This is a genomic window from Streptomyces rubellus, from assembly GCF_036323805.1.
Classification (GTDB): Bacteria; Actinomycetota; Actinomycetes; order Streptomycetales; family Streptomycetaceae; genus Streptomyces.
The window spans coordinates 131,462-148,660 of record NZ_JAZDCX010000012.1; the positions used below are offsets into that span (position 1 = coordinate 131,462).

At 70.6% G+C, this 17,199-nt stretch carries 9 protein-coding genes and 1 pseudogene; all 10 read left to right on the forward strand.

Annotation, left to right across the window (positions count from 1 at the left end):
- Window positions 1-64 precede the first annotated feature (64 nt).
- The 10 genes and pseudogenes from V1L54_RS16315 to V1L54_RS16360 all read left to right on the forward strand — a co-directional run bounded on the left by V1L54_RS16315 (window position 65) and on the right by V1L54_RS16360 (window position 17,151).
- Window positions 65-1,456 carry a class I SAM-dependent RNA methyltransferase gene (locus V1L54_RS16315; RefSeq protein ID WP_330118732.1) on the forward strand — a complete coding sequence of 464 codons (1,392 nt, stop codon included), beginning with the start codon at window positions 65-67 and terminating at the stop codon, window positions 1,454-1,456.
- 682 nt (window positions 1,457-2,138) lie between these two features.
- Complete coding sequence (locus tag V1L54_RS16320; RefSeq protein WP_330118733.1) at window positions 2,139-4,340, forward strand: hypothetical protein; 2,202 nt, start codon at window positions 2,139-2,141, stop codon at window positions 4,338-4,340.
- A 112-nt stretch (window positions 4,341-4,452) separates the two neighbouring features.
- Window positions 4,453-10,533, forward strand: coding sequence for a hypothetical protein (locus tag V1L54_RS16325; protein WP_330118734.1), 6,081 nt, complete (start codon window positions 4,453-4,455; stop codon window positions 10,531-10,533).
- 581 nt (window positions 10,534-11,114) lie between these two features.
- Window positions 11,115-11,375 (forward strand): ribbon-helix-helix domain-containing protein, encoded by a 261-nt coding sequence (locus tag V1L54_RS16330; protein ID WP_330118735.1) that lies wholly within the window; start codon window positions 11,115-11,117, stop codon window positions 11,373-11,375.
- Entirely contained in the window at window positions 11,372-11,815 is a 444-nt protein-coding gene (locus tag V1L54_RS16335) for a PIN domain-containing protein (RefSeq protein WP_327190768.1), read from the forward strand. Before V1L54_RS16330 ends, V1L54_RS16335 begins: the two co-directional genes overlap by 4 nt.
- A gap of 334 nt (window positions 11,816-12,149) precedes the next feature.
- Window positions 12,150-12,551 (forward strand): annotated as a pseudogene (locus V1L54_RS16340) (ATP-binding protein); the annotation flags it as partial.
- Between the two features lie 800 nt (window positions 12,552-13,351).
- Window positions 13,352-14,776 (forward strand): non-reducing end alpha-L-arabinofuranosidase family hydrolase, encoded by a 1,425-nt coding sequence (locus tag V1L54_RS16345; RefSeq protein ID WP_330118736.1) that lies wholly within the window; start codon window positions 13,352-13,354, stop codon window positions 14,774-14,776.
- A gap of 92 nt (window positions 14,777-14,868) precedes the next feature.
- Window positions 14,869-15,828, forward strand: coding sequence for a GlxA family transcriptional regulator (locus tag V1L54_RS16350; protein WP_330118737.1), 960 nt, complete (start codon window positions 14,869-14,871; stop codon window positions 15,826-15,828).
- 136 nt (window positions 15,829-15,964) lie between these two features.
- On the forward strand, window positions 15,965-16,963 hold the full coding sequence (gene gap / locus V1L54_RS16355) for a type I glyceraldehyde-3-phosphate dehydrogenase (RefSeq protein ID WP_330118738.1): 999 nt from the start codon (window positions 15,965-15,967) through the stop codon (window positions 16,961-16,963).
- Window positions 16,964-16,992: 29 nt separating this feature from the next.
- Window positions 16,993-17,151 carry a hypothetical protein gene (locus V1L54_RS16360; protein ID WP_330118739.1) on the forward strand — a complete coding sequence of 53 codons (159 nt, stop codon included), beginning with the start codon at window positions 16,993-16,995 and terminating at the stop codon, window positions 17,149-17,151.
- The last annotated feature ends 48 nt before the right edge of the window (window positions 17,152-17,199 follow it).

A 17,199-nucleotide genomic window follows, 5' to 3' on the forward strand; every position in this document is an offset into this window, starting at 1 on the left:
CCCCGGGAGCGGTAGGCTGGACGACTGCCGTCCCGGCCCCCGCCGTCCCCTGGAGCGCCCTCCCATGCCCCCCGCGACACCCCCCGCCGAGTCCTCCGCCGCGCCCGAGACCGCAACCGGGGCCGCGCCCGCGTCGCTGGCCGGCCGGGAGTACGAGGTCGAGATCGGCCCCGTCGCCCACGGCGGCCACTGCGTCGCCCGCACCGAGGAGGGGCGGGTGCTGTTCGTCCGCCACGCCCTGCCCGGCGAGCGGGTCGTCGCGCGGGTGACCGAGGGACACGAGGACTCCCGTTTCCTGCGCGCCGACGCGGTGGAGATCCTCGACGCCGCCAAGGACCGCGTCGAGGCACCCTGTCCCTTCGCCGGTCCCGGCCGCTGCGGCGGCTGCGACTGGCAGCACGCCGCACCGGGCGCCCAGCGCCGGCTGAAGGCGGCCGTCCTGGCCGAGCAGCTCCAGCGGCTGGCCGGACTGACCGCCGAGGAGGCCGGCTGGGACGGCACCGTCGAGCCCGCGCCCGGCGACAAGGTCCCCCGGGGCGAGGTCCCCGCCTGGCGCACCCGGGTGCAGTACGCCGTCGACGCCTCCGGCCGCGCCGGGCTGCGCCGCCATCGCTCCCACGAGATCGAGGTCATCGACCGCTGTCTGATCGCCGCGCCGGGCGTGAGCGAGCTGGGCGTCGAGAAGCGCGCCTGGCCGCAGACGGCCTCCGTGGAGGCCGTCGCCGCCACCGGTTCCAACGACCGCCAGGTGCTGATCACCCCCCGTCCCGACGGCCGGCTCCCCCTGGTGGAGCTGGACCGGCCGGTCTCGGTCATGCGGGTGGAGGAGCCCCGCGGCCGCAACGGGGAACGGACGGTGCACCGCGTCCACGGCCGCCCCTACGTCCGCGAACGCGCCGCCGAGCGCACCTGGCGGATCGGCGCGGGCGGTTTCTGGCAGGTCCATCCCCAGGCCGCCGACCTGCTGGTGCGGACCGTGATGACCGGACTGACCCCGCACAAGGGCGACATGGCCCTCGACCTGTACTGCGGCGCCGGGCTGTTCGCCGGCGCGCTGGCCGACCGGGTGGGGGAGAAGGGCGCGGTGCTCGGCGTGGAGGCGTCGAAGCGCGCGGTGGAGGACGCCCGCCACAACCTCGCCGACTGCGACCGGGTCCGCATCGAGCACGGCACGGTCGAGAGGGTCCTGCCGCGCACCGGCATCACCGAGGCCGACATCGTCGTCCTGGACCCGCCCCGTTCCGGCGCCGGGAAGAAGACGGTGCGGCAGATCGCCGCGCTCGGTCCGCGTCGTGTCGCCTATGTCGCCTGCGATCCGGCGGCCCTGGCCCGCGACCTGGCGTACTTCCGCGCCGAGGGCTACGTACCGCACTTCACGAAGGCCTTCGACCTGTTCCCGATGACCCACCACATGGAGTGCGTCGCGATCCTCAAGCCCGTCGAGAAGGGCGCCTGACCTGCGGTTTCACCGAGCCGGGAACCACGTTCGACCTGTTTCCGGCCATCCACCGGGTGGAACGGCCGCTCCGCCCGCGGAGGCGGCCCGGCCTGCGGTTCTGCAGTCGGAGCGGCCCTCGTGCCGGCGCGGCACGAGGGTGTCGTCCGGCATCCTGACGCTCATATGACGCTCGGCCGAAGGACCGTCACAGCCGGATCCGGCTGACCCTGTGCGGCAGTCCGTTGAGCACGCTGGCGCGGTCGCCGGACGGAGGGCTCCGCTGTGGCGGCCGAGCAGCGTGCTGGCGCACCTGCTCTCCGGACTTCAGGACATGGACCGGCCGACCGCCGTGTCCCGGGCTCGTCGAGGAGGTCCCCGCACTCGGCGCTGCCCCGCCGTCATGCAGACGGGGCAGCGCCGACCGGTCACCGTGGTGTCATCAGTTCTGTACCGAACGTCTGTCTTATAGCCGCTGAAGTGTTCGTCGCAAGCCGCTGTTGCCCATCACAAAATGACGAAAGTGCCGCAGGAACCCCAAGCGCGGGCATAGTCTTCGGGAACACCGCAGGCGGGCCGGGGTGACCTGTAGTGCGGCGGAGGTGTCATGGGTGGGGACCCGTATGTATCAGCAACGGTCGGCGAACACGGGGGGACAGGAGTACCGGATCCGTACGGCGACCGGGCTCTGCTGACCTCCGCTATGACGCGGGGCTACGACGCCGTACCCGACCGGGAACGGGATCGGCTGCTGCGCTATCTCGAAGCCGTTGTCGCGGTCCGTCCGGCGCCGGTGCACACCACCGTCGCCTTCAACGCCGTGTACTTCGGGTACGACCTTGGGGGCGACGGCTATGGCGGCAGTCCGTTGTGCCTTGACGACTTCCCCGTGATCACCTTCGGCGAGCGCGCTCCCGTGCTGCCGGTCGGTGCCATGGTGTGTGTCGCCACCGGGGCGGAGCCGCTGTATGCCGAGATCGTCCACAAGGAGGGCGCCCACCCGGAGGTGGACGCCCTCGGTGACGTACCGGGCTGGGTGTCGGGGGCTCCTGCGGGTGCCGAGGGTCCGGGCAGACCGGGGAACGACGCCGAGCCGCGGCGAAAAGAACTCCTGGTGCCGGATCTTCACGCCTTCGGGCCGGCTCTGAGCCTGTCGCCAGCCCAGCTCCACCGTTTACGCACGCGTCGGCGCTGGATCAACGAGGACGGGCATGTCGTCGTTGACATGTGCTATCCGTCCCCGGAGGCAGCCCGGCGCGACGACCTGACGGCCTATGCCGACCATCTTCTGACGACGGCACAGAAGCAACTGCTCAGTCCCTTCGTTCCCGTATCCCTCGCCGCGCTGGTGGGTGGCACGCTCGGCGATGACCTGCGGGCGGGTCTGCTCGGCCTCCTCGAAACGGTGCGGGGGGTCCTCGAGTCCAGTGCTGTGTTGAGCACATGGGGTCACTACGCCATGCCCCGGACGTCTCTCGCGGACTGCCGGCGGGACACCGGGCCGCTGGGTGGTGATGACCTCAGGTCTCTCGCGGCAGAGGTGGCACGCACGGCCACCCCGGGGAGGCGGCGCTTCGGCCTCGCAACGCCGGTCACCGTGTACACGGCGATCGGACCGAGGCTTCGGCGGGTCCCAGGGGCGACGGAACGGCTCAGGGGAGTGGGCTACGCGACCGCGGTATGCCGGGCGAACATAGCGCTCGCAGACAGTGTCCGGGAGGACAGTGACCAGGGCCTGTTCGAGAACGGCTCTCGGATCACTCTCGACGACCCCTTCGAGGGCGGAGGCGTGTGGCGGTCCCATCACCCCGGTGATGCGGAGGCGCCCGGAGATCCCCTTGCACCGGCCGGACGCGGCTGGACGTCAACACTGCCTGCGTCGTCGGAGCCGGAACCGGAAGCGGAGTTGGACCCGGTCGATCTGCCACTCGCCGACGACGTCTCCCTGGGCGCCGGCGAACTCCTGCGGGACGACGCGCAGGAAGCTGTCTGGCGGGCGCCTTTGCGGCTGACCCATCTCATCGGCGGCTGGTTCCCCTTGCCTTCGTGCGCCGTACGGGACCTTCACCGGTCTCACGGTGCGCGCCCCAAGGTGCGCCTCGAACTCCATCACCTCGTCGAGGAGTCGGACGAAGCGGAGGCGGCGCACGATGTCGTCGCCGAACTCGGCCACAACTCGGGCCGGTTGACCGGAATCGCCTGGCCCCGCGACTTCTTTCCCGGACTGATGCTCGAACTGCGCCGCCGCCGTGGCGACCCGGTGATCCACCTGGCCACGACGCGGCTCGAGGAACGGGTGCAGGTCGGCGACCGCGAGACCGGGCACTGTTACGACTCTCGTGTGCTCACCAGGGAGGACGCCCCGGGCAGTGATCGCCACGGTGACAGCGCGGCCGGGCTCGGGCCCCGGCAGCTGGTGATGCGCACCGTGCGCCGTTGCGGGTTGCTCACCCTGGACGGCCACGCGCTGATGGACCGCTCGGTCCTGCCGAGCGCGGTATACGGGCGTCGGCCGGCCCGGTCACAGGCCGCCGCCCTGGAAGCCGCGGTCGCGGAACTGCTCGCCGAACGGTTCCTGGAGCCGGCCCTCGGCAGCCGGGACGCCTGGGGGCAGCCACACTTCCCGGCGCGAGACAGGGAGCCGACCATCCCCCTCGTCGGCTACTGTCCGGTCCGGCGGCGGGTGATACGCCCCTGGGGCGATACGGATACGGAACCGGGTGCCGCGGGGCTGCTCGCGTCTCAGTTCGTCTCCGGCCATCTCCGTCGCCTGCGCCCGGGGTGCTTGCCCAGTGACGGCCAGCGAGCGGCTTTCCGGGAGCACTGCCGCAGGCTCGGCAAGGCGGACGGCTGGGAACTGCCCGACGGCTACACATTCGTCACCGAGCACACGCGCGGCCGCTGACCGCAACCCAAGGCTTCCGCCGATTCCTTCACATCCCGTTCCTCTCTCCAGGCTCCCCGGCGTCAGGTGAGCCGACCCGGTAAACCCGGCCACAGAAACGGAGTGCGCGTACATGCATGACCGCTACCACGTCGTGACGGGGCCGCCGTCGTCCCCGCCCGGAGCCTCGGCCGAGGAACTCTCGGCCCTGGCCGCCGCTCTCAACGCCTTGGATCACCCGGCCGTCGCCGCCCTGAACGACCTTACGGTCGACATGGTGGAACTCGCCTTCAACTCTCTGCCGCCCAAGCACCGGCAGAAGTTGCTCGGCAACCTGGGTATCCGCATGGCGGCTCCTCGACGGGCCGGTCATGCTCTTTGCCAGGACGTTCTCGCCCGGTTGCGGCGCGGCGCCCGGCAGCACACCTGTAGCTGTGGGGTCAGGGAACTCACGCAGACCGTGATGGACCAGGTGAACGCGTACGTCGTCGCGCCGGACGACTGGTCCGCTTCCGACCCCGTTTCCCGGTGGGGTACGACGCTGATCCGGGCCGCGGTGTTCGCGTGGTGCAATGCCTCTGTCGTCGATGCCCGCATCCTTGGCTGGGCCGCGGACCAGGACTGGTTCGCGGTGACGGCCGACGCGAACGAGAGGGCACGACTCGCCGCTGTCGGTGACGTTGCGCGGTCGATCGCGGCGGCGCACCCGGGCATCATGTCCGGCCCGGCGGAGGAGCGGGAGCCACCGCTCGTGGCCGCCCCGAAGGACGCGTCCGCAGCGGCGGTCGACACTGGCCGGACCGGCGAGGCGAGGAGGCCGGACGAGGTCTGCGGGGATGTGGAGTCGGCCCTCGCTCGAGCCCGGCAAGCCGCTGAGAAGGTGACGGATGCGGTCGCGGATGGCCGCCCTCCGCAGGACGAGGACCTGGCAGCGCTCGCTGCGTTGAATGCGGTGTTCGACAGCGCCGAGGCCGTGTTCCACGCGGCGGGGATCGACGGGGTGCCCCGTCGGCTGGAGGACATGACGCGCGCCGCGAGCACGCACCGGGCAGCACGCGAGCACGACCTTCGGACACGGGACACCCTGCGGGAACTCCTGGGTGTCGTCTGCGGTCCGGACAGCCCCGCCGCCTCTGCCGCCGAAGCCGTGCGAGGTGCGGCCGGCCGCCTGCTGGACACATCGGTGTGGGAGCAGGCGCAACGGGAGGAGTGCGCCGCACTCACCGCCTTGGCCAGGCTCATCCGGCTGGGGCGGCAGGCGGACGCCGCAGCGGAGATCCTTGCTCTGCAAGAGCAGGTCGTGCGAGGGCTGCCCACGTGTGCCATGGCAGCGGTCATGGCTCATGAACTGGCCTTCGCCCAACCGGAGGGGGCCGGTCACGAGCGCACCGAGGCGGCGGTGGGCGCGACCCGGCTTGCCGCCGGTACGGAGGCCGGGGAACACGGCGCCGCTCAGGAGGCCGAGCAGGCGGACACGAAGCCGCCGGCGGACGTAACCCCAGACCACTCCGCACAGGAAACTGTGCCTGACCCCGCCCCCGGACCGGAAGCGGCCGCGCCCGTCACGGAGGTCCCCGGTCCTGTCGACACCGACGACGGACAGAGCGAGGCAGGCACCGACAGCGACCGGGCACCGCTCTCGGCCCCGGACGGCGACACCGCGCCCACGCTCACCGACACCGCACCGCGTGAGCAGTACGCATCCGTGCCGGTAACGGCTTCGGTCCCTGGAACGGTTCCCGCCCCGATCACGTCCATGGCCCAGGACAAGGGAGACGAGGACGAGAGCGCCATTGAGCGGATCATGGCGCGGCTCGTCGTCGAGCGGCGCTTCGGACTCGCCCACCACGTGGCCCGTGCCACCGGCCATCCCGAACCGCAGGTGACGGCGCTCCGCCTGGCCGGTGCCGCCGCGCTACTCACTTCCGGTGACAGCCAGGGTGCCCGGCTGACCACGGGCGTGCTCCAGCAGTGCGGCGAACACACGGGCCGCGACGTGGAGGGCAGCGAGCTCCTGCTGCTGCCCGCTCTGCTGCGTACGGCCTTGATCACCGGCGACCACTTGGCGGGTGCCCAGCTCAAGGTGTTGGTGCCCCGTCTGCCGGATCGGCTTGCCGAAGCCGCGACCGTCGTCGCCGACCGTGCCCTCAGCGGTGTTCTCATGACTGTCTCCCCGTTGGTCGTCATCGCCGATGTCTCCGAGACGGAGGCGCGATTGCGGGAGCTGGGGGAGCAGTGCCGTGCGCTGCTCGTGCCGCCAAGGCTGCGGTTCGCGCGGGCGACGGAGATCGCCAAACGGTGGCTGGCTTCTGACGGAGGAATGCTGGGGAAGCTGCTGACGACGGTGGTCCGCGACCAGCGTGACGCGGTGCCACAGGTTCGGGAACAGGTCGAGCGCCTGTCGAAGCTGAACGAGATCAACAGTGAGATCGACCGCATGGACCGCAAGTACCGTGCGTCCAGCGGTAAGCCGCTCCAAGGCTCCGGGCGGCAGGACCTGGTGCATCTCGTGGAACGATCCGTCGGCCTGGTCAAGGAGTGGTGTCTGGCGGTCGACGGCATCCGCCGCGGCGACCGCTCCGACGGCAACCGGGCGATCAAAGAGATCTCCTCCCTGTGCCGGTCGCTCCTGGACGGCAAGGAGGCACTGCTCGCCGAGCTGGAACAGCTGGCGCGCCGCTCGGGTGCGGTCGCCGCCGCGGCCGCCTGGGCGGCACGCGCCTCGATGGAGGAGCTGTTCGCCCTGCTGGCCGGTGAGTCCGCGACCACACGCGCGGGTGGTTCGGTCGCCCCCGAGGCGGTGTTGGACGTGGAACTGCTGAAGGTCTGCGACACCCCTGACGAGCACCCGTCGCTCGACCGGCTCCTCGCCGCGGTCGACCGCACCTGGCAGGACGCCCTCGCCGAGCGGCTCTCCCGTGATGCCTTCACTGCGACCCGTATCATCGTCGAACTCGCCGGCCGTGGGCTGCTGCCCGCCACGCAGTCCGGTGACTTCGTCCCGCCCGCCCTGGCCGAGATCGAGGCACGGGAGGGCGCCCGACGTACGGAGCTGCGCGGAGAGCACGACGAACTCGTCGCCGAGCTGCATCGTGCACAGGCCGACGGCGCCGTAACCGACGACCAGGACCTGCGCCTGCAGGAGCTGCTGGCCGACGCCCGTGACTGGCTTGACGGCACCGGCACGCGCGACTTGAGGGACGTACGCCAGGCCCTCGACACCGTGTGCAGCGACCTGCCCGAATTCCGGCAGCAGGCGGCCGACCGGATCCGGGCCCGGCTCGACGCTCTGGACCTCACCGTTGACGGGCGCGCCCAGGTTCTGCGCCACCTGGACACCGGCGGCCTGGCCACCGCGGCCGACCTCGTCTACTTCCTGGAGATCGGCGAACCCGTTCCGGAGATCGAGGGCAGCGACCCTCACCTGACCGAGTTCTTCCCGGGGGTGCCCGATGGTCTGCCCCGGGGCATCGACCGCGAGCTCGTGGACCTCGTCCGTACCTGCGCCAAGCATCCGACGCTTCCCGTCCTCGATTACGGTGCCCTGTCCACCGATGAGGCCGCCTTGGCGGCCGACGCCCTCGACGGGTGGCGGGGGCTCGGCGCGACCGAGCCGAAGGACCGGCTCGAAGTGTCGGGAAGGAGGCAGCTGCCGCCGCTGCTCAAGCTCCTCGGCTACGACGCCAAGAGTGCCAGACCGCTCGACGAGCGATCCCCCAATCTGCGCCGGCGCGAGTACCGTTTCTTCGAGGCGACCGAGGTGGAGATCAACGGCCGGGCGAAGGCGCCCGCTTTCGGCTCGCAGATCCGGGAACAGGGCGGCACGCTGCGGGTGCTGATGGTGTGGGGTCGCCCGCCCGCCAAGGTTGTCATGAGCCTCGCGGAACGCGACACCAGCGGAGCGAGTCTCCTCGTCGCCTACTTCGGCACGCTCAGCCGCGAAGCCCGCGTGGAACTCGCCGTCGGCTCTGACCGGTTGCAGCCCCTGCTGGTCGTCGACGACGCCGCCCTCGCCTACCTTGCGGCTCATGGCAACCGGCAGGTCAGCACGTCCACGCAGACGCTGCTGCCGTTCTCCGGTGTTAACCCGTACATCAGGGAAAAGCGCGGCCGGATCGGCGGCGAGATGTTCTACGGCCGTGACGCCGAGCGAAAGAGCATCATTGACCCGCGCGGCACCCAGGTCATCTACGGCGGCCGGGGACTCGGCAAGTCGGCGCTGCTCGCCGACGCCGGGGACAGGTTCGTGGAGCAGCGCCCCGGCTACCACCAGACGGTGTACGTGAACCTGGACCAGGAGAACATCGGCAAGGGCAGTTCGCTCGGCCCGGAGGCGCTGTGGAGTGTCCTGGACCGGAAGCTGACCGAGGCGCGGGTACTGGAACCGCTGCAGCGCCGCAGGACCGCGAAGGGCACTGCCGACATCTCCGGGCGTGTGCGCACGGGCATCCGGGCCTGGACCGATGCGGACTCGCGTCGTCGGCTGCTTATCCTGCTCGATGAGTGCGACCAGTTCTTCGAGGCGGACGCCCCCCGGTTCAACCAGACGAAGAAGCTCAAGGGACTCGGGGACGACACCAAGGACCGGGCCAAGGTCGTCTTCGCCGGGCTGCACTCGGTGCAGCGGTTCGCCAAGCTCGCGAGCAACGGGCCGTTCGGCCACCTCGCACAGACTCCGAAGGTGGTCGGCCCGCTCGCCCCCCAGTTCGCCGCCGAGCTACTGGTCGAGCCCATGCGGGCACTCGGCTTCGAGTTCCAGGACATGGACCTGGTCAACCGGGTACTCGGCTACTGTTCCTACCAGCCCTTCCTGCTTCAGATGTTCGGTCACCGGCTGGTGGAACTGATGCACCGCAAGCGGGCGCGGCGCGGTGCCGAGGGCCCTCCGTACCCGGTGGAACTTGCCGACATCGAGGTCGTGGAGTCGGACGCCGGGCTCCGGGACAGTATTTCGGCGGCCTTCAAGGACACCCTCAGCCTCGACCACCGGTACGACGTGATCGCCAACGTGCTGGCCTACCACGCCCGCCACCGCGGTCTGGAGGTGCGGTTGAGCGATACCGAACTGCGTGAGGAGTGCGAGACGTACTGGCGCAAGGGGTTCGAACAGCTCGACACCGAGGGGTTCCGCGCCTACCTCTCCGAGATGGTCGGTCTCGGCATCCTCGCGCCCAACCACGACGGCCTGGGCTGGCATCTACGCGGTCCCAACGCCCTGCGCATGATCGGCAGTTCCCATGAGGTGGAAGCCCGCCTGCTCAGGGCCGAGGAGGACTGCGAGCTTCAGGAGAGCATCGTGCAGGAAGGCCGTCCCGAGCTTCCCGACGGCCGGCCTGCATCGCTCACCAATGTTCAGCTGGACGACCTTCTCGGCCGGTGGTCCAACCAGACGAGAGTCGTCCTCGGTACCCCCGCCACCGGTGTCGGCGATGTCGCCGACACCCTGCGGGCTCTCACCGCGGGCATCGCTGGCTGGACGCTGCCGCCGGTCGGCAAGCCCAGCGTCTACAAGCAGGAGCTCACCGGCGGACGTCCCCGCGAACGACGCGTCATCATCAGCGACTTCGTCAACTACCGCGACCCGGTGCGTCCCGAGACCTGCCGGGAAGCCGTCGACCTCGCCGAGACGCTGCTGCCCCTCACCCCCGGGGTGACCCGCGCGGTCGTCCTCGTCACCGATACCGCCCAGCTGGCGCTGTGGCGCTCCCTGCTGACCAGTACTGAACCCACCTCGGCCGCCCGGGTGGTGCTGCGTCGGCACGACCGCCGCAGCCTGCGCGGCTGGGCGCAGCGCGTAGACATGTTCCAGCGGGAGGACCGGTTGGACAGGCTCTACGAGCTGACCGGAGGCTGGCCGCGGCTGGTCGGCGATGCCCACCGGCTGCACCGCGAACTGGACGGCCCCGAGGAGGCGTTGCGCCGCCTGGCCGGCCTGCGCACCGACCGGGCCCGTGCCCACGCCTTTGTCAAGGACACGGGCCTGTACGCGGACCCGTTGCTTGCCACCGGATACCGGGCCCTGGCGGAGGAGTACAAGGGCGGATTGTTCGACCGAGAGAGTGCGCTGACCGCCGTCGCGGTCAGATGCGAGGTCGATGAGGACGAGGCGCGTTGGATCGTGACGTGCCTTGAAGCCCTCCAGGTCTTCGACCGTGAAGGCGTTCAGCTGTGCCTGGAACCGCTGTTGCGGGAGTGCGTGGCGCTCCACGCGTGACGGCGGCTGACAGCACGTACTATGCCGACTGCCCGGCTATCCGGGCAGTCGGCACGGTTTACGGCCGGGTCTCTGGTGGCCGACAAGACGGGCAAGCGGGGCTTCACGCCGATCGTCCCACCGCCGACCTGCCCGCAGCACCGTTCCTTGTTGCGCGCACCGACCCGACGGGCCAGTGACACCCAGCTCGCCAACGTTGTCTCGTTGGCCCCGCGCTCCTTCGCGCCCTGCCCGACCGGCTTGCCGCTCTCGATCTGCCCAGCCCTCTCACGGACACTCTGTAGAACTTTCGCCCCTTGCCTGCCGTGATCCTCGACTTCCCTCGCAGCCAGGATTCCTGCGCTGCGAGGGAAGGCTTGACCACGCGCCTCACCCTGGCTCGTACATACCGGAGAAGCCCTCGAGTTCCGAGACCAGTGAGACTGGTTACGCGTTGCCGAGGTCTGGCATTGCAGGAGCACCGGTTGCCGACGAGCGGAGGTAGTTGCTCCGTTTCCGTCGTCCGTGCTGGTCGCGTCGTTCATGGAGCGCACGACTGTAGAGGTTATGCACCGCCGTGGTACATGTGCTATGCATGGTACATGTCTATGAAGCGAACCAATGTCTACGCCGATCCGGAAGATCTCGCGATCATCAAGGAGGCCGCGAAGCGGCGCGGCGTCAGCGAGGCCGAGATCATCCGTCAGGGCATCCATCTCGCAGCTATGGCCAACCGTCTCTGGGACGAGCCTCTCTTCTCCCGCACTTTCCGGGGGGCAGGTCGTACTCCCGGCAAGAGCGAGGTGCGTGACACCGTCGCCGACGCCGTGAGCCGCGAGACCGAGTCCGGGACCGCCGCGTGATCATCGTCATCGCGGACACCTCCGGGCTCCTCGCGGCGCTCGACTCCGCCCATCCCGAGCATCACGCGTCGAACGAGGCGATCATGGCAGCTGGGCTCCTTGTGATGTCCCCACTGCTGCTCGCGGAGATCGACCACGTCGCCACGCGCGAGCTCGGCCGTGAAGCGGCGCTCAGCGCGGTCGACGACATCCGGCATTGGATGCGTCGAGGCCGTATCGCCCTGCCCGAGATCACGGAAGACCATCTGGATGTAGCCCAGTCGGTGCGTGCCCGGTATCGCGACCTGGACCTGGACCTCGCGGATGCGGTGAACGTGGCCCTCGCCGCCGAGTACGACACCGACGCCGTACTCACGCTTGACCGTCGTGATTTCCGGGCTGTGCGCCCACTGGGTCGATACAAGGCGTTCCGGGTCCTGCCCGACGACCTTCCGGTCTGACACCGGAGGGCCGCCCGGCCGTGTCGTGGATCCCGTGGGCCATGACGCTCGTTTGACGCTCACGGTGCCCGTGGACTCCCGGGGGGACAGAAAGACCTCTCTGGCCTGCAGTTTCCCGGGCTTGATTCCGGCCGACATCTTTCCGATGACCCACCACATGGAGTGCGTCGCGATCCTCAAGCCCGCCGAGAAGGGCTCCTGACCTGCGGTCCCACCGAGCCGGACACCGCGCTCGACCTGTTTCCGGTCATTCACCGGGCGGAATGGCCGTTCCCTCCACGAAAGTGATCTGACCTGCGGTTCTTTGGCGAAGCACCCCTCGTGCCCACTGCGGTACGAGAACCTCGCCCGCACCTTCACCCGCCGCTACGCCCACACCCTGCTCCCCGGCGGTCTGCCCGGCCCGGTCGGCACCACCGAGGTCGCCGACCCGGTGGCCCGCACCAAGCACGAGGTCGACGTCATCGCCCTCGCCCTGGGCGAGCGTCCGCAGGCGCCGCGCGCTCGGATCGCCCTGGTCGGCGAGGCCAAGGCCACCGCCGCCCGCCGCGGAACCGGCGATCTGCAACGCCTGGAGCACATCCGCAGCCTGCTCGCCGACCAGGGCTACGACACGACGGGCGCCACGCTGGCCCTGTTCTCCCTCCACGGTTTCCATCCCGATCTGGTTGACGCAGTGGCTCGCCGCGATGATCTCCTGCTGGTCGACCTGCCGGGTCTTTACGGGATCGGGTAGCCGAGCGGCTTCACGGAAAATCGCCGCAACCCCTCCGACCGGCACGTTCGAGGACCGCGACCGCTCACCACTCCGGCTTCACCGACGACCTTGGCGCGAAGCCGACCGGCGCGGCGATGTCGAACTCGTCGACCTGCGCCGTACGTACCACGGGCAGTGAGGCCCGAAGGGTGCGCAGCATCCGCCGAAAGACCCCGGTGGAAAGGGGAGCGCCTGACCTGTCTCTCCTCGCGTCCTGGCCCGGGGGGCCGGGGGCGGCGCAGGATGTGTCAGTCGCATGTGGGGCGGAGCCGTCTCGCGCGCCGGCCCTACGGGACGTCTCGGCGTCGGCGGCAGTACATGCGAGAAGCATTGACGTCGTCCACCTACTCCTTATCATTCAGTTTGATCGATACTCCGACTGTCATTCGATATATCGAACGTACTGGGATCGCTCCACCGCCCAGCAGGGTCGCTCCGGGGCGTACCCCGAATGCCGAGCCGCAAGGAGTCCGCCGCATGTCAATGCCAAGGCCTTGTCGTCTTTTCCTCTGTTGCCGCGCGCCGCGACCGCCACCGGGAAGTACGCGGACCCGGTGATCCGGCAGGGTTTCGCGGACATCGATGTCAGCCGTTCGACCCGCCCGCGCGGCCCGAAGGTGCCGGGCGCCACCGGCCTTCCGGAAAGCCGCGAAGGACCAGGGAGCCGCAAGCGGTCTGCCGCGGTACGCGCAGATCGCCGCACACGTACCGCACCGACAGCCCGGACAGCCTCTGACGAGGCCGGCCGGGTCCGCCTGCTCAAGGTAGGAGAAGTCCCCATGCACAGAGGAAGTTCCATCCGCGGGAACCCGTCCGCGGTGTTAGCCGCCGCGATCGCGGCCCTGGCCGTGCTGGCGGCGGTGCTCGTCGCCCCCTCGGCCCAGGCGGCCGACAGCGGCGCCCTGCGCGGTGTCGGTTCGGACCGGTGCCTCGACGTGCTGGGCGCCGACCAGACCGACGGCACGTACCTGCAGCTCTACGACTGCTGGGGCGGGGCCAACCAGCAGTGGACGCTGACGGACGGCAATGAGCTGACCGTGTACGGCGACAAGTGCCTGGACGTTCCGGGCCACGCCACCGCGCCCGGTACCCGGGTGCACATCTGGACCTGCAACGGCGGTGCGAACCAGCAGTGGCGGGTGAACTCCGACGGCACGGCCGTCGGCGTGGAGTCCGGGCTGTGCCTGGAGGCCGCGGGCGCCGGTACGGCCAACGGCACGGCGGTGCAGATCGGGACGTGCGACGGCGGCAGCGACCAGAAGTGGACCGGCCTGTCCGGGACGCCGCCGACGGACGGCGCGTGTTCCCTTCCGTCGACGTACCGGTGGACGTCGACGGGTGTGCTGGCGCAGCCGGCACACGGGTGGGCCGCGGTGAAGGACTTCACCGCCGTGAAGCACAACGGCAGGCACCTGGTCTACGCGACGAACTACTCGGGATCGTCGTACGGCTCGATGATGTTCAGCCCCTTCACGAACTGGTCCGACATGGCGTCGGCCGGCCAGACCGGGATGAACCAGGCCGCGGTGGCGCCCACGCTGTTCTACTTCGCGCCCAAGAACGTCTGGGTACTGGCGTACCAGTGGGGTCAGTGGCCCTTCATCTACCGCACGTCGAGCGACCCCACCAACCCCAACGGCTGGTCCGCTCCGCAGCCGCTGTTCACCGGGAGCATCTCCGACTCCGACACCGGCCCGATCGACCAGACCCTGATCGCCGACGACCGGAACATGTACCTGTTCTTCGCCGGCGACAACGGCAGGATCTACCGGGCGAGCATGCCGATCGGCAACTTCCCGGGCAACTTCGGCTCGTCGTACACGACGATCATGAGCGACACGAAGGCCAACCTGTTCGAGGGCGTACAGGTCTACAAGGTCCAGGGCCAGAACCAGTACCTCATGATCGTCGAGGCCATGGGCGCGAACGGGCGCTACTTCCGCTCCTTCACGGCCTCCAGCCTGAGCGGCTCGTGGACCCCGCAGGCCGCAAGCGAGAGCAACCCCTTCGCGGGCAGGGCCAACAGCGGCGCCACCTGGACCAACGACATCAGCCACGGTGACCTGGTCCGCGACAACCCGGACCAGACCATGACCATCGACCCCTGCAACCTGCGGTTCCTCTACCAGGGCAAGTCCCCCGGCGCGGGCGGCGACTACAACCGGCTGCCGTGGCGGCCGGGCCTCCTCACCCTGCAGCGCTGACCTTGTGGCGGGCAGCCCGCCCGGTGTGCCGGGTACCCGGTCCGCGGCGGGCGCCCGGCACACCGGCGCCGTGCTCCGCGTAATCTCCTCCTGTGTCCGCTGCGCCCCGTCTGCGTCGTGTCGCCGTCCTGGTGCTGGAGGGCGCGAAGCCGCTCGATGTCGGCATTCCCGCGCAGGTCTTCACGACCCGCGCGAGCATGCCGTACGAGGTGCGGGTGTGCGGGGCGACGCCCGGACCGGTGACCGGCGGTGACGGTCTGGCGTACCGCGTCGCCCACGGTCTGGAGGCGCTGGTCTGGGCCGATGTCGTCTTCGTCCCCGGCTACCGGTTCCCGGACCGCGACGACCCGCCGCGGGCCGTCGTCGAGGCGCTGACCGCCGCCCACGACCGGGGCGCGCGGCTCGCGGCCATCTCGACGGGCGCCTTCGCGCTGGCCGCCACGGGTCTGCTCGACGGCCGGCGCGCCACCACCCACTGGCACTACACGCAGGCGCTCAAGGCCAGGTATCCGCTCGTCCGGGTCGACGAGAACGTGCTGTTCGTCGACGCGGGCGGGGTGCTCACCTCGGCCGGCGCCGCCTCCGGCATCGACCTGTGCCTGCACATCCTGCGCGGCGACCTGGGGGTGGCCGCGTCCAACCACGCGGCCCGCCGCCTGGTCGCCGCCCCCTACCGCAGCGGCGGCCAGGCCCAGTACGTGCCGCGCAGCGTCCCCGAGCCGCTGGGCGAGCGGTTCGCCGCCACCCGCGAGTGGGCACTGCGCCGGCTCGGTGAGCCCCTCACCCTCGGCATGCTGGCGCGGCAGGCCGGCGTCTCGCCGCGTACGTTCTCCCGGCGCTTCGTCCAGGAGACCGGCTGCACGCCGATGCAGTGGGTGATGCGAGCCCGCGTCGACCGGGCCCGCGAACTGCTGGAGCGCTCGCAGCGCGGTGTCGAGCAGATCGCCGCCGACGTCGGGCTGGGCACCGGCGCGAACCTGCGCCTGCACTTCCGGCGCGTCCTGGGCACCACACCGAGCGAGTACCGGCGCACCTTCACCCGGGGCGAGTGACCCGCCCGGCACCGCGTGGCGGGATCCTTGTGGACCGTGGCGATGGCGCCACTGTCGGCGGCGCCGGCCGCGGACGAGCCTGGTGGTGAAGGGAAAGAAGGCGAAGAAGGGGAAGAAGGGGAAGGGGACAACGCCCATGACTCGCATCGCCATCAACGGATTCGGCCGCATCGGACGCAATGTGCTGCGCGCGCTGCTGGAGCGCGACAGCGTCCTGGAGATCGTCGCCGTCAACGACCTCACCGAGCCCGCCGCGCTCGCCCGGCTGCTCGCCTACGACAGCACCGCCGGCCGGCTCGGGCGCCCGGTGGGCGCCGACGGGGACGCCCTGGTCGTCGACGGCCGCCGGATCGCGGTGTCGGCCGAACGCGAACCGGCGCGGCTGCCGTGGGCCGAGCTCGGCGTCGACATCGTCCTGGAGGTCACCGGCCGCTTCACCTCGGCCACGGCCGCCCGGGGCCACCTGGCCGCGGGCGCCCGCAAGGTGCTCGTCGGCGCACCCTCGGACGGCGCCGACGTCACCCTCGCGTTCGGGGTCAACACCGACGCCTACGACCCGGCCGCGCACACGATCGTCTCCAACGCCTCCTGCACCACCAACGCGCTCGCGCCGCTGGCCAAGGTGCTCGACGAACTCGCCGGCATCGAGCACGGGTTCATGACGACGGTGCACGCCTACACCCAGGAGCAGAACCTGCAGGACGGTCCGCACCGCGACGCCCGGCGCGCCCGGGCCGCCGCCGTCAACATCGTGCCGACCACGACCGGCGCCGCCAGGGCGATCGGCCTGGTGCTGCCGAACCTCGACGGCAGGCTGTCGGGCGACTCGATCCGCGTCCCGGTGCCGGTGGGCTCGCTCGCCGAACTCAACACGACCGTCGCCCGCGACGTGACGCGTGAGGAGGTGCTGGCGGCGTACCGCGCCGCGGCGGAGGGGCCGCTCACCGGCATCCTCGAGTACTCCGAGGATCCGCTCGTCTCCTCCGACATCACGGGCAACCCCGCCTCGTCGGTCTTCGACTCGGCCCTCACCCGCGTCGACGGCCGCCACATCAAGGTGGTCGCCTGGTACGACAACGAGTGGGGCTTCTCGAACCGCGTGATCGACACGCTCGAACTCCTCGCCGCCGGCTGACCGCACACCGGTGCGGTACCCCGCCGCCGGTGCGGTCACCGGCGGCGGCCTGCGCGCACCCCAGCGTGGAGCACCTCACGCCGCTCTGCGTCACCCTCGGTGCCGCCACCGACCCGACGGCACCGCCCACTGCGGCCATCGACGGCTACACCCTCGGCCTGGCCAGGCGGTCCCTCCAGGCGGCCTGAGCACAGCCGCCCGGGCCCCGCCGAACAGGGACCCGCCGAACGGACGCG